The 23,438-nt window shown below is 70.1% G+C and carries 11 protein-coding genes and 4 tRNA genes; 10 read left to right on the forward strand and 5 right to left on the reverse strand.

Going from position 1 to position 23,438, the window contains the following annotated elements; genetic code table 11:
- Nucleotides 1–61: 61 nt before the first annotated feature.
- Nucleotides 62–134: transfer RNA gene (locus MRBLMX7_RS00580), tRNA-Val, on the reverse strand.
- Between the two features lie 152 nt (nt 135–286).
- On the opposite strand from MRBLMX7_RS00580, the gene MRBLMX7_RS00585 reads away from it, so the two are divergent.
- The 7 genes from MRBLMX7_RS00585 to MRBLMX7_RS00615 all read left to right on the forward strand — a co-directional run bounded on the left by MRBLMX7_RS00585 (nt 287) and on the right by MRBLMX7_RS00615 (nt 16,265).
- A tRNA-Gly gene (locus MRBLMX7_RS00585) sits at nt 287–359 on the forward strand.
- Between the two features lie 53 nt (nt 360–412).
- A tRNA-Cys gene (locus tag MRBLMX7_RS00590) sits at nt 413–483 on the forward strand.
- 26 nt (nt 484–509) lie between these two features.
- Nucleotides 510–581 (forward strand) — tRNA-Val (locus MRBLMX7_RS00595).
- A gap of 128 nt (nt 582–709) precedes the next feature.
- On the forward strand, nt 710–973 hold the full coding sequence (locus MRBLMX7_RS00600) for a hypothetical protein (RefSeq protein WP_363365774.1): 264 nt from the start codon (nt 710–712) through the stop codon (nt 971–973).
- 258 nt (nt 974–1,231) lie between these two features.
- The gene (locus MRBLMX7_RS00605; RefSeq protein ID WP_050720905.1) at nt 1,232–1,555 is read left to right on the forward strand and encodes a hypothetical protein; all 324 of its coding nucleotides are present in this window, start codon (nt 1,232–1,234) and stop codon (nt 1,553–1,555) included.
- A 306-nt stretch (nt 1,556–1,861) separates the two neighbouring features.
- Nucleotides 1,862–15,757: a beta strand repeat-containing protein gene (locus MRBLMX7_RS00610; RefSeq protein WP_363365776.1), complete on the forward strand. Its 13,896-nt coding sequence runs from the start codon at nt 1,862–1,864 to the stop codon at nt 15,755–15,757.
- A gap of 25 nt (nt 15,758–15,782) precedes the next feature.
- Nucleotides 15,783–16,265 (forward strand): hypothetical protein, encoded by a 483-nt coding sequence (locus MRBLMX7_RS00615; protein ID WP_363365777.1) that lies wholly within the window; start codon nt 15,783–15,785, stop codon nt 16,263–16,265.
- A 28-nt stretch (nt 16,266–16,293) separates the two neighbouring features.
- Here MRBLMX7_RS00615 and MRBLMX7_RS00620 read toward each other — a convergent pair whose 3' ends face one another.
- Both MRBLMX7_RS00620 and MRBLMX7_RS00625 read right to left on the reverse strand, forming a co-directional pair.
- The gene (locus MRBLMX7_RS00620; protein WP_363365778.1) at nt 16,294–17,643 is read right to left on the reverse strand and encodes a cryptochrome/photolyase family protein; all 1,350 of its coding nucleotides are present in this window, start codon (nt 17,641–17,643) and stop codon (nt 16,294–16,296) included.
- A gap of 39 nt (nt 17,644–17,682) precedes the next feature.
- The gene (locus MRBLMX7_RS00625; RefSeq protein WP_363365779.1) at nt 17,683–18,108 is read right to left on the reverse strand and encodes a DoxX family protein; all 426 of its coding nucleotides are present in this window, start codon (nt 18,106–18,108) and stop codon (nt 17,683–17,685) included.
- A 23-nt stretch (nt 18,109–18,131) separates the two neighbouring features.
- Between MRBLMX7_RS00625 and MRBLMX7_RS00630 the strand changes: the two genes are divergently transcribed.
- Genes MRBLMX7_RS00630 through MRBLMX7_RS00640 form a run of 3 tightly spaced genes read left to right on the forward strand, consistent with a single transcriptional unit; the run spans nt 18,132 to nt 21,083 of the window.
- Complete coding sequence (locus MRBLMX7_RS00630; protein WP_050720909.1) at nt 18,132–18,491, forward strand: YnfA family protein; 360 nt, start codon at nt 18,132–18,134, stop codon at nt 18,489–18,491.
- 46 nt (nt 18,492–18,537) lie between these two features.
- Nucleotides 18,538–20,538 (forward strand): threonine--tRNA ligase, encoded by a 2,001-nt coding sequence (gene thrS, locus MRBLMX7_RS00635; protein ID WP_363365781.1) that lies wholly within the window; start codon nt 18,538–18,540, stop codon nt 20,536–20,538.
- A complete protein-coding gene (locus MRBLMX7_RS00640; RefSeq protein WP_363365782.1) occupies nt 20,535–21,083 on the forward strand; it encodes an HIT family protein in 549 nt (182 codons plus the stop codon). Before thrS ends, MRBLMX7_RS00640 begins: the two co-directional genes overlap by 4 nt.
- 99 nt (nt 21,084–21,182) lie before the next feature.
- Here MRBLMX7_RS00640 and pdxY read toward each other — a convergent pair whose 3' ends face one another.
- Nucleotides 21,183–22,034, reverse strand: coding sequence for a pyridoxal kinase PdxY (gene pdxY / locus MRBLMX7_RS00645; RefSeq protein ID WP_363365783.1), 852 nt, complete (start codon nt 22,032–22,034; stop codon nt 21,183–21,185).
- 52 nt (nt 22,035–22,086) lie between these two features.
- The gene (locus MRBLMX7_RS00650; RefSeq protein WP_363365784.1) at nt 22,087–23,394 is read right to left on the reverse strand and encodes an aminotransferase class I/II-fold pyridoxal phosphate-dependent enzyme; all 1,308 of its coding nucleotides are present in this window, start codon (nt 23,392–23,394) and stop codon (nt 22,087–22,089) included.
- Between the last annotated feature and the right edge of the window lie 44 nt (nt 23,395–23,438).

Consider the following 23,438-nt stretch of genomic DNA (forward strand, 5'->3'; position numbering starts at 1 on the left):
GACGCGAGCGGGGGAGGACGACGAAACCCCGCCACCGGATAGGTGTGCGGGGCTTCTGCGGTGGGCGATACCGGACTCGAACCGATGACCTCTTCCGTGTGAAGGAAGCGCGCTACCAACTGCGCCAATCGCCCATACCCGTGGGGTACGTCAACCGATACTACCGGACGCCCGGAGGCCCCGACGACCATCCTGAGAGACACGCGCGAGAATCGGTTCCGGTTTGGACAGCGGCGGATCATCGGCTAATGTTTCATAAGTGCCCGGGACAACAACCGGGAACAACGCGGATGTAGCGCAGTTGGTAGCGCACAACCTTGCCAAGGTTGGGGTCGCGAGTTCGAGTCTCGTCATCCGCTCAAGTGCAAGGGCCTTCTTCGGAGGGCCTTCAGCACGTGGGGTCAATCCACACGGTGGCGTGGCCGAGCGGCTAGGCACCGGCCTGCAAAGCCGTTTACACGGGTTCGAATCCCGTCGCCACCTCTCTACAAACTGAATAGCCCATACGGGCGCGATTGGCGCAGCGGTAGCGCGCTTCCCTGACACGGAAGAGGTCACTGGTTCGATCCCAGTATCGCGCACACTGAAACCCCCGGTTCTGCCGGGGGTTTTCTCGTATTCCCGTGGGAGGTCTCGTGCGTCCCTGTGCTGAAGATCTCCATCACGCAACCCCCTTCGAGTCGAGCGGTCCTCGACCTATCGTGCTGACATGGTGGACACAGGCTCGCGGGCGCATATCGAGATCGACGGTCGAGACTTCATTCTCGGAGACGGCCGGGATCTGACCGAGGTGATGACTCAGATCGAGGCGGCGGCAGCATCCCCTCCCGCATTCATCTACCTGTCCACGGGTGATCAGATGGTGGCCGTGCTGATCCATTCCCGCTCTCGCGTCGTCGTCACGACCGGCGGGGCGTGCACGAGCGAGGTGGCTCCCGAGATGTGGGACAGCATGCCCGACTGGGGGCTCTGAGCGCGCTGAACTACGGGGTGGCGTCGTCCGGGAGCTCGAGGACCTCACCCACGGAGCGCGACGGGGCCTGGCCATACCACCATCGACAGGAGATGCGAAGCATGAATATCAGGGGTTGATATCGCAACGATCCTGCGGTAGTCAATCCCCCCGGCGAAGTTTCTCGAATGCGGGATGCTGGTGAGACGCTTGCTGAGCCCACGCAGCAATCCCTCGCATTGCACCCCCGCGGTGTCGTGGTCATCAGAGAGAAGTGCCGTGGGCCGACTCACGTATGAAGGCAGTCAGAAGGTCGAGATCGAGGACCGGGCCCTCACGCACCTGCAGATCGTCATCACGTCCAAGCTCCGCAGGGGAGAGCCGTTCGCTCTCTCCTGGAAGGACGACATCAGCACGGGCGGCGGACGCAGCACGGTGTGGGTCAACCCGCAGAGCGCACTCGTCTTCAAGTATCACGGCGGACGACAGCCCTCCATCAACAGGGCCTGGATAGACGCGCTGACGCAGACCGCGAACGCTCCGTCGGGTCTGTACCTCGTTCCGGAACCCGCGGCGCGTCCGGGAGTCGCGGCAGAGGACTGACCCAACGACGGCGTGCCACACTTCGACGGCGTGCGCGAACCGGACAAAGGTCGCAGGGATCGCTGGACAAAGGTCCGCACAGTTTGTGCCGGACGGTCAAAACCCCAGATCAGAGGTGTTCAGCTCTGGGCATGGGAGCGCTCACGCGCCCCATCCGTCACACCTGCACCATTGTCACCACCTGAGAGTTCGCCTATCGTCTTCTGACAACGTCGCATCCGGACACCGGATTCGACGGGACCTTGAGGGGGGTTCACGATGGTCGGGGGAGGTGCGCGGCGACGACTTCGTCGGTCGTTCGTCGCGATGGCCACCGCCGTCGCCGTGATCGCCGCCGGCCTCACGCTCGGCACTCCCACCTCGGCGGAAGCCGCCGTCGTGCAGTGGGGCACGAACTCCGGAACCGCGCCGAACTACCAGGCCAACGTCAACGGCGACTTCCTCATGGCAGGAAACGGCGTCCTCGCCTGCTCGGCAACGACGGCCACCACGAACGGCACCTGCGTCGACCTGCACGCCGCATCGAGCACGAACGCGCAGAACGTCAACGACAACTTCGTCATGACACAGAACAACTCCGTGACGGGGTTCACCTCGAACTCCAGCAGCGCGACCATGACGATCCCGTCCGGAGCGACCGTGGTCAAGGCGTTCCTCACCTGGAGCGCCAACACCGGCGTGTACACGGGCGACACCCGACGCCTGTGCGCGCAGTACTCCGCGGGTCGCGGCGTCGCGACCATGCCCGCGGGCAGCGCCACCGGCTACACGAACCGCTCGGTCCAGCTGAAGGTGGCGAACGCGGCCATCACCGACATCGCGCCCGGCAACGTGCTGGTCGACCCCGCGTCACAGGCGACCGCCCTGTACTACTCGGCGAGCGCCGACGTCACCTCGGCGTTCGCATCGGTGCCCACCGGCACCGAGGTCACGATCTCCGCCGGCAACATCTGGACCCCGACGGGAGCGGGATGCTACGCCGGATGGTCGATCTCCGTCGTCTACGACTACGGGACGTACCTGCCGAACAACCCGGCCTCCGTGCCGCACAACATCATCTACTACGAAGGCCACGTGCGTCAGGGAGCCAACGACGCCGACCTCACCGTGGCGTTCAACGGCTTCACCGCCGTCGCGGCCGGCACCCGCGCGGGCTTCACGCTCTTCGAGGGCGACCGCAACATCACCGGAGACTCGGCGTCGTACTCGCGCGGGGGATCCACCGCGTACACGGAGATCCCGAATGCCGCGGGCGCCACCGGCAACATCGGCATCTCGCGCGCGGTGGGGTCGGTCAGATACACCGGAACAGCGGGCACAGCGTTCACGAACCAGAGCGTCGACGTCGCTTCGGTCCCGCTGTCGAACGTCGTCGCCGGCGACTCCACCGTCAACCTCCGACTGGGCACGTCCGGCGATTCCTATCTACTGCGCAACGCGATGCTCTCGGTCCCGACGGCCGGTCTGCAGCTCGTGAAGACCTTCGACGGCACCGCGGACACGCAGGCTCGCACGGCGACCGAGCTCGCGACGTTCACGATCCGCATCACGAACACGGGCGCAGGCACCCTGCGCAACATCGTCGTGACCGACGATCAGGCGAACTGCGCCCGCAGCCTCGGCACTCTCACGCTCGCGCCCCTCGAGTCGACCACCTACACCTGCACCGCATCCGCACCCTCGTCCACGGGATACGTGTCGACCGCGGACGCGACCGCGAGAACCGTGGTGGGCGACTTCCTCGCTCAGGACAGCGACAGCACCACGGTGCTGCTCAGCGCCATCAGCCTGACGAAGACCAGTGCCCTCGCCCCGGGCGGCACCGGCAGGGCCGGCGACGTCGTGAACTACACGTTCACGGTCACGAACACCGGACAGTCCGTCCTCACGGACATCGTCATCACCGATCCGCTGGTCGGTCTCTCCGCGATCACCTTCGGCGCGTGGCCGGGCACCGCGGGAACGCTGACGCCGGGGCAGTCGGTCACCGCCAGTGCGACGTACACGCTCAAGCAATCGGATGTGGATGCCGGATCCGTCGCGAACACCGCCACGGTGAGCGCGGCGGACAGCGACGGGGGAGTGCGCCCGACCGGGCAAGCCAACCGCGTCACGCCGATCGCGGCGGCCGGCGCCGTCACCGTCACGAAGACCGGCGCCCTCGCGAGCGGCGCCACCGGCCGCGTCGGCGACCGCATCAATTACACGTTCACGATCCGCAACACGGGCAACGTCACGCTCGCGAACGCGTCGCTCGTCGACCCGCTGCCCGGGCTGTCGCCTCCGGTCGTCACCTGGCCCACGTCCACCTCGGGCGTGATCCCCGTGGGCCAGGCAGCCACGGCCACCGCGTTCTACACGATCACGCAGGCCGACGTCGATGCGGGCAGCGTCCGCAACACGGCCTCCGCGACAGCCCGAACCCCCGCCGGCACCACGGTGTCCGGTTCCTCACCGCAGGTCACCGTCCCGACCATCGCTTCCGCGCCAGGGCTCTCGACGACGAAGTCGGGAACGATCACCCAGGGCTCGGGTGGCGTGGGGAGCACGATCACCTACACCTTCACCGCCCGGAACACCGGCAACACCACGCTCACCTCGGTGGCGATCGCAGACCCCCTCGCGGGTCTCTCGGCACTGACGTACAGCTGGCCCGGGACGGCGGGAACGCTCGCCCCCGCACAGACGGTCACCGCGACCGCGACGTACACGGTCACCCAGGCAGACGTCGACGCCGGATCGGTGCGCAACACCGCCACGACGACGGCACGGACGCCGGCCGGCGCCACGCTGACCGCGCCCAGCAGCCAGTCGGTCGTCTCGACCGCGGCCTCCGCACCGGCGGTGACGCTGACCAAGACCGGGGCGCTCGCCCCCGGCAGCACGGGCAGGGCCGGCGACGTCGTGACCTACAGCTTCCGCCTCGCGAACAGCGGTAACGTCACGCTGACCGAGGTCGCGATCGCCGACCCGCTCTCCGGTCTCTCGGCGCTCGCCTACACCTGGCCGGGTACCGCCGGCACGCTCGCCCCCGGGCAGGCGGTCACCGCGACGGCCACCTACACGCTCAAGCAGAGCGACGTCGACGCCGGTTCCGTCGCCAACACCGCGACCGCATCCGCGCTGCCGCCGACGGGCGCGCGTCTCACACAGACCCGGTCGTCCACCCTGCCGGTCACTGCATCCGGTGCACTCACCGTGCTCAAGTCGGGAGCGGTCACCACAGGCAGCGGCGGCGTCGGGAGCACGGTCACCTATTCGTTCTCCGCGACCAACAACGGCAACGTCACCCTGAGCCAGGTCGCGATCGCCGACCCCCTGGCCGGGCTCTCCGCCATCACCTACACGTGGCCGGGGACCGCCGGCACCCTGGCACCGGGACAGACCGTCCAGGGGCGTGCGACCTACACGATCCGCCAGTCGGATGTGGATGCCGGAGCCGTGACCAACACCGCGACCGCCTCGGCGCGCACTCCGGCAGGAGTGTCGGTCAGCGGGACGTCCCCGACCACCCGCGTGAACACCGCCACGGCGTCACCAGCGACGACCACGACCAAGACGGCCACGGTCTCGGGCTCGGCCTCGGTCGGAGACGTCATCACCTACACCGTGCGCACCACGAACACGGGCAACGTGAGTCTCACCGACGTCGCCGTGACGGACACGCTCGCGGGACTGTCGGCGTTCACCTACACGTGGCCGGGCACCGCGGGGCGCCTCGCACCCGGGCAGTCCGTCACCGCCGTCGCGACGTACACGATCAAGCAGACCGACGTGAACTCCGGGTCGGTCCGCAACGTGGCCTCGTCCACGGCGAACTACGGCACGACACCCGTGACGAGCACCTCGGGCACGGTGACGACCAACACGATCCCCGCATCGGCCGGAATCGTCACGACCAAGAGCGGTGCGCTGCAGAGCGGATCCTCCGGTCGAGCGGGCGACACGATCGTCTGGTCGCTCACGCTCCGCAACTCCGGCAATGTGACACTCACGGGTGTCTCCGTCGCCGACTCGCTGCCGGGCATCACCGCTCCCGTGTACGGGACCTGGCCGAGCGGGACGAGCGGAGTGCTCCAGCCGGGGCAGACCGTCACCGCCACGGCGACGTCGACGATCTCCCAGACCGATGTCAACAGCGGTGCCGTGAGCAACACAGCGACCGGCTCTGGCACACCGCCCACCGGCGCCGCCGTCACCAGCACGGCGCCGGCGACCGTGTCGCTCGCCTCGGCGCCCGGCATCGTGCTGACGAAGAGCGGAGCGGTCACCTCGGGCAACGGCTCCGTCGGCAGCACGATCACCTATTCGTTCTCCGCTCGCAACACCGGCAACGTCACCCTCACCGGTGTGGCGATCTCCGACCCGCACGCCGGACTCTCCACGCTGACGTACACGTGGCCGGGCGCCGCGGGCACCCTGCAGCCGAACCAGACGGTCACCGCGACGGCCACCTACACGGTTCGTCAGTCGGATGTCGACGCCGGCTCGGCGAAGAACACCGCCTCGGTCAGCGGCACCCCTCCGACGGGCGCGGCGATCTCGGCATCCTCGGGCGAGATCTCCGTCGCCACCATCGCCGCAGCTCCCGGCATCGCCGTGACGAAGACGGCCGCGGGCGGCGGGGGCGGCGTCGGCAGCACGGTCACCTACACCTTCCGCGCCAGCAACACCGGCAACGTCACCCTCACGGGTGTCGGGATCACCGACCCGCTCCCGGGGCTCGGCACGCTCCAGTACCAGTGGCCGGGCGCGTCCGGATCGCTGGCACCGGGGCAGACGGTCGTGGCGACCGCGGCGTACACGGTGACCCAGGCCGACGTGAACGCGGGCGCCGTGACGAACACGGCGACCGCCAGCGGCACCGGCGGTGGCACCACCGTCACGGCGGCGTCGGGAACCGTCACGACGCCGACCGTCGCCGCCGCGCCGGCCATCGCGGTCACGAAGGTCGGGACCCTGTCGGGATCCGGAGCTGCCGGCGACACGATCAGCTACGCCTTCACGGTGCGGAATGCGGGCAACGTGACGCTCACCGGCGTCGCGCTCGTCGACCCGCTCATCGGCTCGACGGCGATCCCGCTCACCGGGTGGGCCGGAGCTGCGGGAACCCTGCAGCCCGGACAGAGCGTGACCGGCACCGCCACCTACACGGTGAAGCAGAGCGACGTGGACGCCGGTTCGGTCGCGAACACCGCGACCGCCACGGGGACGCCGCCCCGCGGCGCCGCGGTGACCGGGTCGGCGCCGGCGACGGTGCGGCTGGCACCCGTTCCCGCGATCAGCGTCGTCAAGACCGGATCCGTCACGAGCGGCACCGGCGGGGTCGGCAGCACCGTGACGTTCGCGTTCACGATCCGCAACGGCGGCAACGTCACGCTCAGCGGGATCACGCTCACCGACAACCTCGCAGGGCTCAGCACGCCCGTGATCACGTGGCCGGGCGCCGCCAACACGCTCGCCCCGGGGCAGACCGCGACCGGAACGGCCACGTACACCGTGCGCCAGGCCGACGTCGACGCGGGTTCGGTGCGCAACACCGCGACCGTCAGCGGTCGTCCGCCGACGGGAGCGGTCGTGAGCGCGGTCTCCGCCGAGGCGGTGGTGCCGACGGCGACCGCGGCACCGTCGCTCACCGTCACGAAGACCGCGAGCACGGCAGCAGGCAATCGCGTCGGCGACGTGGTCACCTACGACTTCCGAGCCGAGAACACCGGCAACCAGACCCTCACCGGCGTGACCCTCAGCGACCCGCTGCCCGGCCTGTCGGCACTCGCCGTCACCTGGCCCGGCACCACCGGAGTGCTCACGCCGGGTCAGGCGGCGACGGCGCGGGCGACCTACGTCATCACGCAGACCGACGTCAACGCCGGATCGATCCGCAACCGCGCCTCGGCGTCGGGGACGGCACCGGGTGGTACCGCGATCACCGGCTTCTCGGCCGACGTCGTCACTGTGACAGCCACCGCTGCGCCCAGACTGACGCTCGACAAGACCGCGAGCCTGGCCCCGGGTGCGACCGGGCGGGCGGGTGACGTCGTGACGTACAGCTTCACGGTGCGCAACGCGGGCAACGTCACGCTCACGGGCGTCGGCGTCTCGGATCCGCTGCCCGGCCTCTCCGCCATCGCTTTCACCTCCTGGCCGGGAGCGGCGGGAACGCTCCAACCCGGCCAGAGCGTCTCGGCCACCGCGACGCGTGCGCTGACTCAGGCCGACGTGGATGCCGGATCGGTCGCGAACACCGCGACGGCGACCGGCACGCCGCCGACGGGGGCCGCCGTGCAGACCACAGCCGCCGCGACCCTGCCGGTCACAGCCGGACCGCTGCTCACGCTCGGCAAGACCGCCACGTACACGCAGGGCAGCGGCGGCGTCGGCAGCATCATCACCTACGGCTTCACGGCCCGGAACGCGGGAAACGTCACGCTGACCGGCGTCACTCTCACCGATCCGCACTCTGGCCTGAGCGCCATCTCCCTCACCTGGCCGGGCTCTCCCGGGACCCTGGCCCCGGGAGCCCAGGTCACCGGCACCGCGACCTACACGGTCACGCAGGCCGACGTCGACGCCGGCTCCGTGCGCAACACCGCACGTGTCGTGGGCGCCCCACCTTCCGGACCGGCGATCGGCGCAGACTCGCCCACCGTGACCCTGGCGACGGTCGCGGCCGGTCCCGCGCTCACCACCGTGAAGTCCGCGACCGTGAGCGGCACCGGTGCGGTCGGCGACGTGATCGACTACACGGTCCGTGTGACGAACACCGGCAACGTGACGCTGCGCAGCGTAGCCGTGAGCGACCCGCTGCCGGGACTCACACCGTTCACTTACACGTGGCCGGGAGCGGCCGGCGTCCTCGCTCCGGGTGGGCAGGTCGTCGCCCGTGCGAGCCATGTCATCACGCAGGCCGACGTCGACGCCGGCGTCGTCACGAACGTCGCGACCGGCAGCGCCCTCTCACCGAACGGCACGCCGGTGAGCGCCGCATCCGGCACAGTCGCGACGCCGACGGCGGCGGGTGAACCGCGGCTGCAGGTGGTGAAATCCGGTGCACTCCCGTCGGGCGCGACGGGAGTCGCGGGAGAGACCATCACCTGGACCGTGACGATCCGCAACACCGGCAACGTCACGCTCTCGAGCGTGTCCGCCACCGACTCGCTCCCGGGCATCACCGACCTCGTGTACGGGACCTGGCCCGGCGGCACCGCGGGTGTTCTGCCTCCCGGAGGGGCGGTCACGGCGACGGCGACGTCGACGGTCCGGCAGAGCGACGTCGACGCCGGATCCGTCGCGAACTCGGCGACGGCGACGGGTGCACCGGCGCGCGGCCAGGCGACCTCCGCGGTCGGCTCCGGCACGGTGCCGCTGAGCTCGGCTCCGGCGCTGACGATCCAGAAGGCGGGTGCCTACACCTCCGGTTCCGGGGCTGTCGGCGACACGATCACGTACACGTACACCGTGCGCAACGCCGGCAACGTGACGCTCACGGGTGTAGCGGTCGCCGATCCGCACAGCGGTCTGTCCGCGCTCACGTACGGCACGTGGCCCTCCGGGACGCGCGGCACGCTGGCACCGAACCAGACGGTCACGGCGACGGCCACCTACCAGGTCCGTCAGGCCGACGTGAACACGGGCAGCATCACCGACGTCGCCACCGTCTCCGGTCGTCCGCCCACGGGGGCTGTGGTGTCGGCCACCTCGCAGACGGTGGTGCTCGACACAGTCGCGGCTGCACCCGAGATCCAGACCTCGAAGTCCGCGTCGGTCGGCGGCGCCGGCCAGCTCGGCGACCTCATCACCTACACGCTCCGGGCGACGAACACCGGCAACGTGACGCTGACGGGCGTTGCGCTCTCCGACCCGGCGCCCGGCCTCAGCCCGCTGAGCTACGGTGCGTGGCCCGGCGCGAGCGGCACACTGCAGCCGGGGGAGTCCGTCACCGCGACCGCCACCCATCGCATCACGCAGGCGGATCTGGATGCCGGATCGGTCACGAACACGGCGAGCTCCACCGGCACGCCTCCGACGGGACCCGCGGTGACCGCGCCGTCGAGCGCCGTCACCACGCCGGTCGCGGCGCAGAACGCCGACATCGAGGTCACCAAGACCGGCGTTCTCGGTGGCGGGGCGGTCTCGCGTGTCGGAGACACGGTCACCTACGGCTTCTCGCTCCGCAACACCGGCAACGTCACGCTCACGAGCGTCGCGATGACCGACCTCGACCCCGCGGTCACCGGGCTCGTCTACACCTGGCCGGGAACCGCGGGCGTCCTCGCGCCGAACCAGGTGGTCACGGCGACGGCCACCTACACGCTCACCCAGGCGGACGTCGACGCCGGAGCGGTCGACAATGTAGTGAGCGGTTCGGGCACGGCACCCGGCGGCGCCGTCGTCACAGAGAACGACGACGTCACCGTGCCGATCACGGCCGCGGCGTCGATCGACGTCACGAAGTCGGGCACCGTGCTCGGGAGCGGCGAGGCTGGCGACAGCATCCGCTTCGACTTCGTGGTCGTGAACACGGGAAACGTGACGCTGACGGGCGTCGAGCTCGCGGATTCCATCCCCGGCCTGGTGCCGACGGTGACGTGGCCGGACCCCGCCGCCCCCGGCGTGCTGGCTCCCGGCGCGCAGGCGACGGCGACGGCCACCCATGTCATCACCCAGAGCGACGTGAACAACGGCTCGGTGCCGAACTCCGTGACCGCGACGGGTGCGCCTCCGGCGGGGAACGCGGTGCAGGCGTCCGCATCCGTCGACGTCGCCACCGGAGCGCAGCGCGCGCAGCTCTCGCTCGCGAAGTCCGGAACGACCCTCCCCGGCGAGGCGGGCGTGGGGGACGACATCACGTACACGTTCGTGGTGTCGAACACCGGCAATGTGACCGTCAGCGGGATCACGGTCGCCGATCCCCTCGACGGGCTCTCCGCGATCACCGTCGTGTGGCCCGGCACCACCGGCGTGCTGGACCCGGGCCAGAGCGCCACGGGAACCGCGACCCTCGAGATCACTCAGGCCCACGTCGACGCCGGCCGCGTGCTGAACACGGCGTCGGCAGCGGGCACGGGGCCGCGAGGACCGGTGTCTGCGGCTTCGCCGCAGAGCATCGTGCCGGTCGAGCAGGCCGCGCCGTCGGTGGCGGTGACCGACTCGGGTGCGCTGCCGCCGGGCTCGGCCGCAGGGTCCACCGTGACCTGGACGTACACGCTCCGCAACACCGGGAACGTGACGCTCACGGGTGCCGCGCTGAGCGATGCCCTCCCGGGAACCACAGCACCGACCTACCAGTGGACCGGACCCGCGGGAGTGCTCGCGCCCGGCGGCTCGGTCACGGCCACGGCGACGACCGTGCTCACGCAGGCTGACGTCGATGCGGGATCGATCGTCAGCGTCGTCACCGGCCGCGCCACCGCACCGTCCGGCGCCGTGGTCACGGCATCCGCACCCGCATCCGTCCCGATCGATTCCACGGCCGGGCTGACGCTCGACAAGAGCGCCTCGAAGACCACCGGCCTCGTGGTCGGCGACGTGATCACCTACACGTTCGCCGTGACGAACTCCGGCACCGCGACGATCGACGGCATCGCACTGAGCGACCCGCTCGCCGGGCTGTCGTCGATCGGCTTCGGTGCCTGGCCGGGAGCTGCGGGCACGCTCGCTCCGCGCGGCACCGTCACGGCGACGGCGACGTACACGGTCACGCAGGCCGACGTGGACGCCGGAGGAATTTCGAACACCGCCACCGTCACGGGCCGCACTCCGAGCAACGCCGTCGTCTCGACGACCGACACGATCAGCGTCGCGACGCAGACCCGCGCGCCCGCGCTCGAGCTCGTCAAGGAGGACGAGCTCACCGGCTCGGGCGCGCTCGGCGACTCGATCGGCTACACCTTCACGGTCCGCAACGCGGGCAACACGACGATCACCGGCGTGACGATCGCCGATGAGCTCGACGCGCTCTCGGGCATCGTCTTCGGCGCGTGGCCGAGCGGGGAGACGGGTGTCCTCGCTCCCGGTGACGAAGTCACCGCCACCGCGCGGTACACGATCGTGCAGGCCGACGTCGACGCCGGTCAGGTCGTGAACGCGGCGACTGCCTCCGGCACGGGACCGCAGGGCGACGCGGTGACCTCGCCCGAGGCGCAGGCGACGACCACGCTCGCGGCCGCGGCCCCCGCTCTCACCGCGACGAAGCGCGGAACCCTCGCAGCCGGAGCCACCGGACGTGCGGGCGACACCGTCGAGTTCCGCTTCTCCGTGATCAACAGCGGAGACGTCACCGTCAGCGAGGTCGCGTTCGACGACGCTCTCGCGGGCATCAGCCCCCTCGCGATCACGTGGCCGGACCCCGCGGCTCCCGGAATCCTCGTCCCCGGGGCCGAGGCCACGGCCGTCGCCACGTACACGCTGCTGCAGACGGACGTCGACGCCGGTGCCGTCGCGAACGCTGTCACGGTGTCCGGCACTCCCGTGCGCGGCGAGCTCGCGCCCGTGCAGGCCACCGCCACCGTGCCCATCGTCCCCGGAGCCGCGTTGTCTGCGGTGAAGTCGGGTGTGTTGTCGGTGGGTGATATCGGTGTGGTGGGTGACACGGTCGAGTATGTGGTGGTGGTGACGAATACGGGGAATGTGACGGTCACGGGTGGGGTGTTGGTGGATCCGATGGTGGGTCTGCGTGATGTGTCGATCGTGTGGCCGGATGCGTCTCGTCCGGGTCGTGTGGGTGTGGGGGAGCAGGCGACGGGTCGGGGTTTCTATGATCTGACGCAGGCGGATGTGGATCGTGGGTTCGTGGAGAACACGGCTCATGTGGCGGCGTCGACTCCGGGTGGGGGTCGTGTGGCGGCGGATACGAACACGGTGCGGGTGAATACGGTGTTGCCTGCTGCGGGGTTGGCGGTGTCGAAGTCGGGTTCGGTGTCGGGTGTGGGTGCTGTCGGTGATGTGGTGTCGTATGAGTTCGGTGTGACGAATACGGGCAATGTGTCGGTGTCGGGTGTGGTGCTCTCTGATGTGCTGCCGGGTGTGGTGCTGTCGGATGTGGTGTGGCCGGTGGTGGGGGCGCCGGGTGTGGTGGCTCCGGGGCAGACGGCGACGGCGACTGGTGAGTATGTGATCACGCAGGCGGATGTGGATGCGGGTCGTGTGGTGAACACGGCGGTCGCGTCGGGGACTCCGGTGCGGGGTGCGGGTCCGGTGAGTGCGACGTCGCCGGAGAGTGTGGTGGAGACGGTGGGGGCGGCGCCGCGGGTGTCGGTGACGAACGCGGGGGCGTTGGCTGCGGGGGCGACGGGTCGGGCCGGGGATGTGGTGACGTGGACGTATGTGCTGACCAATGAGGGCAATGTCACGGTGAGTGGTGCGGCGTTGGCGGATGTTCTTCCGGGTGTGGGTGCGCCGTCGTATGTGTGGTCGGGGACGCCGGGTGTGCTGGTGCCGGGTGAGTCGGTGCGGGCGACAGCGACGTATGTGCTGACGCAGGCGGATGTGGATGCCGGGGCCGTGTCGAGTCTGGTCACCGGCACCGGCACACCCCCTAACGGCGGAGCGGCGGCGACGGCATCCGCTCCCGCGACCGTCTCGCTCGCGCCCGCTCCCGGACTCGTGTTCACGAAGACCGGCGCTCTGAGCACGCCGGGTGCGAACGGCGCCGGCGACGGGGTCACGTTCGGGTTCCGCATCGAGAACACCGGCACGGTCACGCTCTCGGGCATCGCGGTGTCGGATGAGCTCGCGGGGGTCGGCGCCGTCACGATCGACTGGCCCGGCGCACCCGGCGTGCTCGCGCCCGGACAGATCGCGACCGGCGCCGCACCGTACGCCATCACCCAGGACGACGTCGACCGCGGAGACGTGCAGAACACCGCCTCGGTGCGGGCGACGACTCCGTCCGGCGCCGTGCTGACCTCGCGCTCCACCATCGAGCCGATCCCCACCGTCGACCAGGCGCCGTCCATCCGCACCGTCAAGGGCGGCTCGTTCGTCAGCGGCACCGGTGGCGTCGGCAGCATCGTCGAGTACACGTTCGACATCACCAACACCGGCAACGTCACCCTGCGCCTCATCCGTCTGCAGGACGAGTTGGAGGGCTTGTCCACGCCGCGGATCGAGTTCCCCTCGACGACAGGCATCCTCCCCCCAGGCGGTACTGCGACGGGTGTCGCCCGCTACACGGTCACGCAGGAGGACGTCGACGCCGGATCGATCAGCAACGTCGCGACCTCGTTCGGGACCTCGCCGCGCGGCGTCGTCGTCTCCGGCAGCTCCGCGCCGTTCGTGATCGACACGGACGATCCGACCGCTCCCGAGCAGGCGATCCGCACGACGCAGATCGCGCAGCTCGCCACCGGGGACACCGGGGTGCGGGGCGACACCATCGAGTACACGTTCACGATCGAGAACACGGGCAACACCACTCTGACGGGTGTCACTCCGACCAACACCGTGGACGCTCTCACCGGGTTCGCCTATGTCTGGCCCTCGCCAGCGAACCCCGGACGCCTGCTCCCCGGCCAGACGGTGACGATCACGGCGAGCCACCTGGTGACGCAGACCGACGTGGACGCGGGGACCGTGCGCAACGTCACGACCGGCACCGGCACCACTCCGGCCGGCACAACGGTGACGCACCGCTCGCCCGTCACGATCGTGCCGCTCGTCGGCGGCAGCGGATCGCTCACCGTGGACAAGACGGGCACGCGCGCGGGCGACGGCTCGGTCGGCTCCACGGTGGGCTATGAGTTCGAGGTGCGCAACACGGGCACCCTCACCCTCACCTCGGTCGAGCTCTCCGACCCGCTCGAGGGGCTGTCGGACATCGTCTACGGCGCGTGGCCGTCCGCCGAGGGCCGCCTCGCACCCGGCGAAGCCGTCACCGCGACCGCGACGTACACGATCCAGCAGAGCGACGTCGACGCGGGATCGGTGAGGAACACGGCCTCGGCCGGTGCGCTCACCCCGGGCGGCGACGCGGTCACGGGGCAGTCCCCGGAATCGGTCGTACCGACGATCGGCGCGGCCCCCTCCATCGACCTCACGAAGTCCCAGACGCTCGCGGCCGGCGCGACGGGGCGCCCCGGTGACGTGGTGGACTACGCCTTCACGGTCCGGAACACCGGCAACACGACCCTGCGCGGCGTCACCCTCGCCGACGGCCAGTCCGGGCTCGCGGGACTCACGATCACCTGGCCGGGTGCCGAGGGCGTGCTGGCTCCCGGGGAGGTCGCCACGGCCACGGCGAGCTACGCGCTCACCCAGGCGGACGTGGATGCGGGACGCATCGCGTCCGACGCCACCGTGACGGGCAACGGCGGCGGCGTCATCGTCAGCGATGATGCTGCGGGTGAGACCCTCGTGGCAGCCGCTCCTGCGCTCGCGCTCGAGAAGACGGCCACCTTCCTGGGCGCACCGCAGCAGGGCGCGACGGTGCGCTACCTCGTGACCGTGACCAACACGGGCAACGTCACGCTCAGCGGGGTCACGGTGACCGACGACCTCCCGGGTCTCGGAACGCCGACGGCGACCTGGCCCGGCGTCCCCGGTGTGCTCGCCGCGGGGGAGTCGGCGACGGTCTCCGCGGACTATGTGATTACCCTCGAGGACGTCACCCGCGGACGCATCGACAACATCGCCTCCGTGGTCGGCTCCGCTCCGGACGGTGCCGCAGCGACGGCATCCGACACCGTGCGCGTCGACGTCCCGAACGAGCCGCGCATCGCGCTGGGCATGAGCATCTCGGTGATGGACGGCAAGAAGGGCTATGCGGGTGACACCCTGCTCTTCCGCTACACCGCGACCAACACCGGGACGACGATCCTGTCGGGCGTCACGATCCGCGACCCGTATCCCGGGCTCTCGCCGCTCACGTACGTGTGGCCGGGCGCGGTGGGCGTGCTCCTGCCGGGCCAGAGCGTCACGGCGACCGCCACGGTCGTGATCACCCCGGCCATGGAGGGTGCCGTGGTAACGTCCCGTGCCGTGGTGTCGAGCGTCGAAGCGGAGTCGGGGGAGCCCGTCACCGATGCAGCGACCGACACGGTGCGCCTCCCCGATCCCTCGCCGACCGGCCTGCTGCCCTTCACCGGCGGCGGAGACCCCCTCCCGCTCGTGGGCGGCGCCGGCGTGATCCTGCTGGGCGGGCTCGTGCTCCTGCTCATCGGGCGCCGCCGCCGGACGACCCGGTCTCAGAACCTCTCCTCCTAGCGATACCGCACTGAAAGGCGACCCGATGCAGATCCACCGCACCTCCTCACCGACCTCCTCCGCACGCCGGCCGGCCGCCACGGGGGTGGTCGTCGCGGGCATCGCCGTGGCGCTGGGGCTCGTGCTCACCGGGTGCACGGACACGGCCCCCGAGCCGACTCCGACCCCGACCGCTACGGAAGAGGCCCCGGCCGGCATCACGGACATCACGGACACGCCCGGTTCTGGCGAGGGTCTGGAGGGCGCTCTCGCGGATGCCGAGGTCACGACGTGCGAGCTCGCCGGCGACCACTGGGAGGTGGCCGGAACGGTGACGAACTCGAGCGCCGCCGCCGCGTCGTACCGCATCTACGTCTCGCTGCTCACGGAGGGTGGGGACACCCGGTCGCTCACGCAGGTGGATGTCGACGCGGTCGACTCCGGTGCGAGCGCCGAGTGGGAGACCTCGGTGGCGGTGCAGGACGAGACGCTCGACTGCGTGCTGCGGGTGGAGCGCTACGCGTCCTGAGCGATGGCGCGAGCCTGTCGGACGCTCGTCACGACTCGGCGCGTGACGAGCGCTTGACCACGTCGTAGGCGGCCAAGGCCGCCTTCCGCGTCTCACCGAGGTCGACGATCGGCTCTGTGGGAGCGTCGGCCGCCCATTCCGAGATGTACAGCCCGTGCGGGTCGAACTTCTTCGCCTGCAGCTCCGGGTTGAAGACCCGGAAGTACGGGGCGGCGTCGGCGCCGGAACCGGCGACCCACTGCCAGTTGAACGGGTTGTTCGCTCCATCGGCGTCGACCAGCGTGTCCCAGAACCACTCCTCGCCGCGCCGCCAGTCGATCAGCAGGTTCTTCACGAGGAACGAGGCGGTCACCATCCGGACACGGTTGTGCATGTAGCCCGTGTGCCAGAGCTCCCTCATCCCCGCGTCCACCAGGGGCACTCCGGTCTCGCCCTTCTGCCAGGCCTCGAGGTGCGAGGGGTGCAGGCGCGGCCACGGGAAGGCGTCGAACTCGCGGCGCAGGTTCTTCGTCGCGAGCGCCGGGAAGTGGAATGCGGTGTGCCAGGCGAACTCGCGCCAGCCGAGCTCAGAGAGGAAGCCCGCCGCGCCGTCGACCGCGACCGCCTCGTGCCACACCGTGAAAGGGCTGAGCTCTCCCCAGCGGAGACGCGGCGACAGCAGAGAGGTCGCACCGGCTGAGGGTTCGTCGCGTGCGCGGTCGTACTGCGGAAGGTCCTCGTGGAGGAATTCGTGCAGCCTCGTGCGCGCGGTGGCTTCGCCGGGTTCCCAGGTGTCCCGCAGACCCCCGGCCCAGTCGGGCCGGGTGGGGAGCAGATCCCAGCCGTCGAGATCGTCGGATGCCGGGCCGCCGCGCAGCCCGTGAAGGCTGCGGGGAGCGGGAAGAGGCGCACGCGGTGCGGGCAGGGCGCGCGCCGCGCGCCAGAAGGGCGTGAACACCGAGAAGTGGGTCCCGGCACCCGTCTTCACGGTCCACGGCTCGTGCAGCAGCGACGCGTGGAAGGAGGCGACCTCCAGGCCGTCGTCGCGCAGCGCGGTCTTGAGGGAGCTGTCGACCTGGCGCTCCGCGCCCCCGTACCGTCGGTTCCAGAACACGGCGGAGGCGCCGCTCTCGTCCACGACCTCGCGCACCACCTTCTCGGCCGGACCGCGGCGGAGCACGAGCGTCGTACCGAGATCGTCCAGCGTGTCCGCGAGCGACGCGAGCGAGTGGTGCAGCCACCAGCGCGCCGCCCCGCCGAGCGGTCGGATCCCGGGCGACTCCTCGTCGAGCACGAACAGCACGACGATCGGCTCGTCGCGGTCCATCGCGGCGCGCAGGGCGGGGTTGTCGGCGACGCGCAGGTCGTCGCGGAGCCACACGAGTGAGGGGGAGGCCATGCGCCTATTGTCCCCGTCCCCGGTCGCCCGTGCAGAGTCTCAGTTGCGGCCTCGACGCCGACGTCGGCCGACGGTAGGCTTCCGGTCCGGACGGGTCGCCCAGACAGCCCACGCGACGAGCACGGGCTGCAGGAACAGCCGTCCGAACCGACGTCGGTCGGTGTCGAGACCCGGCGCGGATCGGCCGGTCCGCCACTGGTGCACATTGCCGGGGAACACGGCGACGAAGAAAGCGGCGGTCGCGAGCCCCACACGTCGGCGTTCCTTCGGCAGACCGACCAGCGCGGCGGCGAGACCCACCTCGACCGCGCCCGAGGCGATCACGATGGCCTCCTTGTCGAGGCGCGTGAGCCGCGTGGCCCAGTCGGGGACGACGAGCCGGAAACCGCGCGGGCTGACGAAGTGCATGATGCCGGCAGCGGCGAGGAGTGCGGCGAGCAGCCAGCGGAGCACGTCTTTGAGCATGCGCCCCACGCTACCGTGGCAGCATGACCGTGCTCCGCATCAGCATCCTCTTCGTACTCGCCGCTGCCGCCGAGATCGGCGGAGCCTGGCTCGTGTGGCAGTCGGTCAAGGAGGATCGGGGGTGGATGTTCGCGGTGCTTGGCGTCATGGCGCTCGGCGCGTACGGGTTCCTCGCCGCGCTGCAGCCCGACGCGAACTTCGGACGGGTGCTGGCCTCCTACGGCGGGATCTTCATCGCCGGATCCTTGGCCTGGGGGATCATCGTCGATGGGTTCAGGCCCACGATGTGGGACTGGATCGGCTCAGCCGTCGCGCTGGCCGGCGCGGCGATCATCATCCTCGCGCCCACGGCGGCGACGGCAGCCTCGGAGGGCGGCGCGTAGAGGTCGGGAGCGGTCGCTCATGCGAGTAGCCTTGTCCGAGACCCAGATGGAGTGTTCCGTGCCTGAAAATGCCCAGCCGAAAGACGGCTTCGCCCTGTTCTCCGACCGCTCAGTCGTCGCCATGCGCGTCAACGGGACCCTCAAGGACCTCGCGACCACGGTGACCGACGCCGACGAGGTCGAGCCGGTCACGATCGACAGCCCCGACGGTCTGAGCATCCTGCGCCACTCCACGGCCCATGTGCTCGCTCAGGCGGTGCAGCGCATCAACCCGCAGGCGAACCTCGGCATCGGCCCGCCCATCACCGACGGCTTCTACTACGACTTCGGCGTCGACTCCCCGTTCACGCCCGAGGACCTCAAGGCCATCACGAAGGAGATGCAGCGCATCGTCCGCGAGGGCCAGCGCTTCGTGCGTCGTGTCGTCACCGACGACGAGGCGCGCGCCGAGCTCGCCGACGAGCCGTTCAAGCTGGAGCTCATCGGGCTCAAGGGCGGCAAGGAGGCGGCGGAGGGCGCGTCGGTCGAGGTCGGCGAGGGCGAGCTCACGATCTACGACAACACGACCCGCGACGGCGAGGTGGTCTGGAAGGACCTCTGCCGCGGCCCGCACCTGCCCAACACCCGCATGATCGGCAACGGCTGGGATCTGACCCGCATTGCGGCCGCGTACTGGCGCGGCAGTGAGAAGAACCCTCAGCTGCAGCGCATCTACGGCACGGCGTGGCCCTCCAAGGACGAGCTGCGTGCGTACCAGCACCGGCTCGAGGAGGCCGCCAAGCGCGATCACCGCCGCCTGGGGAAGGAGCTCGACCTGTTCTCCTTCCCGGAGGAGATCGGTTCGGGGCTCTCGGTGTGGCATCCGCGCGGTGGCATCGTGCGCGGCGAGATGGAGCAGCACGCGCGCACGCGACACATCGAGGGCGGCTACACCTACGTGTACACGCCGCACATTTCGAAGGAGGACCTGTTCCTCACCTCGAATCACCTCGTGACGTACAAGGAGGGCATGTACCCGCCGATCGTCATGGACGAGGAGCGCGACGACGAGGGCAACATCACCAAGCAGGGCCAGGACTACTACCTGAAGCCGATGAACTGCCCGATGCACATCCTCATCTACAAGGAGCGCGCCCGCAGCTACCGCGACCTGCCGCTGCGCTTGGCGGAGAACGGCACGGTCTACCGCAACGAGCTCTCCGGTGCGCTTCACGGTCTCACCCGCGTGCGCGGCTTCACCCAGGACGACTCGCACCTGTTCGTCACGCCCGACCAGCTGGAGGGGGAGGTCGCGAAGGTCCTCGACTTCATCCTGTCGATGCTGCGCGACTTCGGTCTCACCGACTTCGAGCTCGAGCTGTCGATGAAGGACGACGAGAAGTCCAAGTGGATCGGATCGGACGACTTCTGGGAGTCGTCGACCGACGCGTTGCGCCGTGTCGCCGTCGCCTCCGGTCTGAAGCTCACCGAGGTGCCGGGCGAGGCCGCGTTCTACGGCCCGAAGATCGACCTCAAGACGCGAGACGCGATCGGCCGTACGTGGCAGCTCTCGACCGTGCAGGTCGATCCGAACCTGCCCGAGCGCTTCGACCTGGAGTTCATGGACAAGGACGGTCAGAAGAAGCGGCCGATCATGATCCACCGCGCGCTGTTCGGCTCGATCGAGCGCTTCTTCGCGATCCTGCTCGAGCACTATGCCGGTGACTTCCCGGTGTGGCTGTCGCCCGTGCAGGTGGTCGGCATCCCCGTCGCGGAGGACTTCGCCGACTACCTCGGCGACGTCATCCGCACGCTGCGCGACTCCGGAGTCCGCGCCGAGCTCGACACCTCCGACGACCGGATGCAGAAGAAGATCCGCACGCACACGACTGGCAAGGTCCCGCTGCTGCTGATAGCGGGGGAGAAGGACCGGGATGCCGGCACGGTCTCCTTCCGCTACCGGGACGGGACGCAGGAGAACGGCGTGCCGATCGCCGACGCCGTGTCGCGCATCCGCGCCGCGATCGCCGAGCACACTCTGGTGCAGACTGCCGGGGACTTGGCGTGACCGACGAGCACTCCTCCGTCGAGGACGGCGGTCTCCTGGCCGGCGTCCCCGACGAGTTCCAGCGCCTGTGGACCCCGCACCGGATGGCGTACATCCAGGCCGGGCCGGAACCGCTGCGCGAGGAGTGCCCCTTCTGCGAGGCGCCGAGGTTCCCGGACGCCGAGCGTCTGATCGTCGCCCGCGGAGAGACCGCGTACGTGCTGCTGAACCTGTTCCCGTACAACTCGGGGCACCTGCTCGTGTGCCCCTACCGGCACATCGCCACTTACGACCAGGCGACCCCCGAGGAAGTCGCCGAGATCGGCGCGCTCACGCAGATCGGGATGCGCGTGCTGCGCGAGGTGTCCCGCTGCGACGGCTTCAACCTCGGGATGAACCAGGGCGCGGTGGCCGGTGCGGGCGTCGACGGGCACCTGCACCAGCACGTCGTGCCGCGGTGGACGTCCGACGCGAACTTCTTCCCGATCGTCGCGAAGACCAAGGCGCTGCCGCAGCTGCTCGGCGAGGTGCGCGAGGCCGTGTCAGCGGCCTGGCCGACGGCGTGATCCGCAACCTGCCCCGCGCCTGACCCGCTGTTTCTGCCGTTCGGCACAAATCGGACTCCGGTTTGTGCCGAACGGCAGAAACAGCGGGGTGGGGGAGCCTCAGCGCACCTGGCGGGCGGTGAACTGCATCCGCGGGTGGGCGTAAAACTCCTGCGCCTCGACGAGCTGCAGCTCGCGTGCGCCGGACTCGAGCGTCAGGCTCAGCAGGTCGAACACGCTGGACGACGTGCGCTCGAGGGCGAGCTTCGCGTCGCCGGTCGCGACATAGTGCGAGGTGAAGAGCGCCGCGGTGACGTCGCCGGATCCATTGGCCTTCATCGGCAGACGCGGGGTCTGCACGATCCAGGCGCCCGTCGCGTCGGCGACGAGCATCTCGATCGTCCCCTCTTGGCGGTCAGGTCGTTCGACGCTCGTGACGAGCACCGTGGTGGGGCCCATCGCCATGGCCAGATCGACCGAGGCGAGCGTGGACTCGAGCGTGTCCGGCTCGGTGCCGGTCAGGAATCCGAGCTCGAACTGGTTCGGCGTGATGATGTCAGCCACGGGGACGACCTTCTCGCGCAGCAGCACGGGGATCGCCGGTGCGACGAAGCATCCGGACTTGGCGTTGCCCATGACCGGGTCGCACGCGTAGACCGCATCCGGGTTCGCGGCCTTGACCCGCGCGACCGCGTCGATGATGACGTCGCCGATCCCTTCCCCGCCCTGGTAGCCGCTGAGTACGGCGTCGATCCCGGGGAACGCCTCGCGCTCCTCGATCCCGGTGATGACCTCGCGCAGATCCTCCGGTGAGATCATCGGTCCGCGCCAGCCGCCGTAGCCCGTGTGGTTCGAGAAGTTCACGGTGTAGACGGGCAGCACCTCGACGCCGATGCGCTGCATCGGGAACACGGCGGCGGAGTTGCCGACGTGTCCGTAGGCGACGGCGGACTGGATGGAGAGGACCTTCATTCCCCGATCCTTTCTCTGAGTGTGAGTGCGGGCGGGTGCTCGCGGTGGGTCGTCATCGCGTGGCCGCGACGAGGTCGGTGACGAGCGTCTCCGCATCGTCGTCGGAGAGGTCGTGCACCGTGAGGCGCAGGTGATGCGAGGGGGCTGCGCGCTCGTCGAGGGCGAACTCGTCGCCGGTGCGAGCGAGCCATCCGCGGCGCATGAGTCGTTCGGCGACGAGCTTCGCCGGACGCGGAAGGGCGACCCACAGGCTCAGGCCGTCGGTCTGAGGGGCGTCCAGACCGGCATCCCGCAGCAGCGACGAGAACCGGGCGTTGCGCTCGACGTAGTGCTCCCGGGCCGCGGCGATGGAGGCGGTGACCTCGGGGTCGGTGAGCTGCGTGAGTGTGAGTCGCTGCAGCAGATGACTGACCCAGGTGGTCCCTGGGCTCAGGCGCATCGCGAGGCGCTCGGCGGTCGTCGGGTCGGTGGCGGCGACCGCGAGGCACATGTCCGGGCCGAGGAACTTCGAGACGGAGCGCACGAGGGCATATCGGCGATGTGCGGGGCCGATCAGGCTCTCGTAGGGGCGTCCTGACAGCATCGAGAAGTGGTCGTCCTCGATGAGGAGCACATAGGGGTGATCGGCCAGGACCGCGCGCAGCTCTCCTGCGCGCTCGGCGGTGAGGCTCGCGCCGGTGGGGTTCTGCGCGCGCGGTGTGCAGATGACGGCGCGGACGCCCGCGTCGAGAGCGGCGCGGAGTCCGGCGACGGTCATGCCCTGCTCGTCGACGGGGACGGGCACCGCCCGGTATCCGCCGAGGCGGACGGTGTGGATGCTGGCGAGGAAGCACGGATCCTCGAGCGCGACCGCATCGTCGCGCATGAGGGCTTGCGCAAGGAGGCGCTCGACCGCGTCGACGGCGCCGCTCGTGATGGTGATGCGGAAGTCGATCGCTCCCAGGTCGCTCTCGACCCACTCCTGCGCCCAGGTCTCGAGCCCGCGGTCGATCACGGGCTCCCCGTAGAGCACCGGGCGCCCGGCGACCGTCGCGAGGGCGGCGGAGGGGTCGGGGATCAGTCGGGGGTCGGGGTTGCCGGTGCCGACGTCGCGCAGCACGGTGTCGGCGGCGTACCCTTCCTGGGCCACGCTCTCGTGCCCGGCGATCACGGTGCCGGCGCGTCCTCGCGAGACGACGAGTCCCGCTTGGGCGAGCTGCCGGTAGGCGGCGACGGCGGTGTTGCGGTTCACACCCAGGATCGAGGCGAGCTCGCGAACCGGGGGGAGTGCGCTGCCGACGCCGAGGACTCCGCGATCGCGCAGGTCGCGCACGCTGTCGGCGATGTCCGCCGCGGTGGTTCCGGTGATCTGGTCGCTCATGTGTCCTCGTGTCGATTCTAGGTCGTTCAGGACAGTGCTATCGT

This window comes from Microbacterium sp. LMX7-1.2, assembly GCF_040675935.1.
In the GTDB taxonomy this organism is placed as follows: Bacteria; Actinomycetota; Actinomycetes; order Actinomycetales; family Microbacteriaceae; genus Microbacterium.

Excerpts from the sequence above, each read along its gene's own strand:
- MRBLMX7_RS00620 (WP_363365778.1), bottom strand. The coding sequence starts at position 17,643 with ATGGCCTCCCCCTCACTCGTGTGGCTCCGCGACGACCTGCGCGTCGCC.
- MRBLMX7_RS00600 (WP_363365774.1), top strand. The coding sequence starts at position 710 with ATGGTGGACACAGGCTCGCGGGCGCATATCGAGATCGACGGTCGAGAC.
- pdxY (WP_363365783.1), bottom strand. The coding sequence starts at position 22,034 with ATGAAGGTCCTCTCCATCCAGTCCGCCGTCGCCTACGGACACGTCGGC.
- MRBLMX7_RS00650 (WP_363365784.1), bottom strand. The coding sequence starts at position 23,394 with ATGAGCGACCAGATCACCGGAACCACCGCGGCGGACATCGCCGACAGC.
- MRBLMX7_RS00630 (WP_050720909.1), top strand. The coding sequence starts at position 18,132 with ATGACCGTGCTCCGCATCAGCATCCTCTTCGTACTCGCCGCTGCCGCC.
- MRBLMX7_RS00615 (WP_363365777.1), top strand. The coding sequence starts at position 15,783 with ATGCAGATCCACCGCACCTCCTCACCGACCTCCTCCGCACGCCGGCCG.
- MRBLMX7_RS00625 (WP_363365779.1), bottom strand. The coding sequence starts at position 18,108 with ATGCTCAAAGACGTGCTCCGCTGGCTGCTCGCCGCACTCCTCGCCGCT.
- thrS (WP_363365781.1), top strand. The coding sequence starts at position 18,538 with ATGGAGTGTTCCGTGCCTGAAAATGCCCAGCCGAAAGACGGCTTCGCC.
- MRBLMX7_RS00610 (WP_363365776.1), top strand. The coding sequence starts at position 1,862 with ATGGCCACCGCCGTCGCCGTGATCGCCGCCGGCCTCACGCTCGGCACT.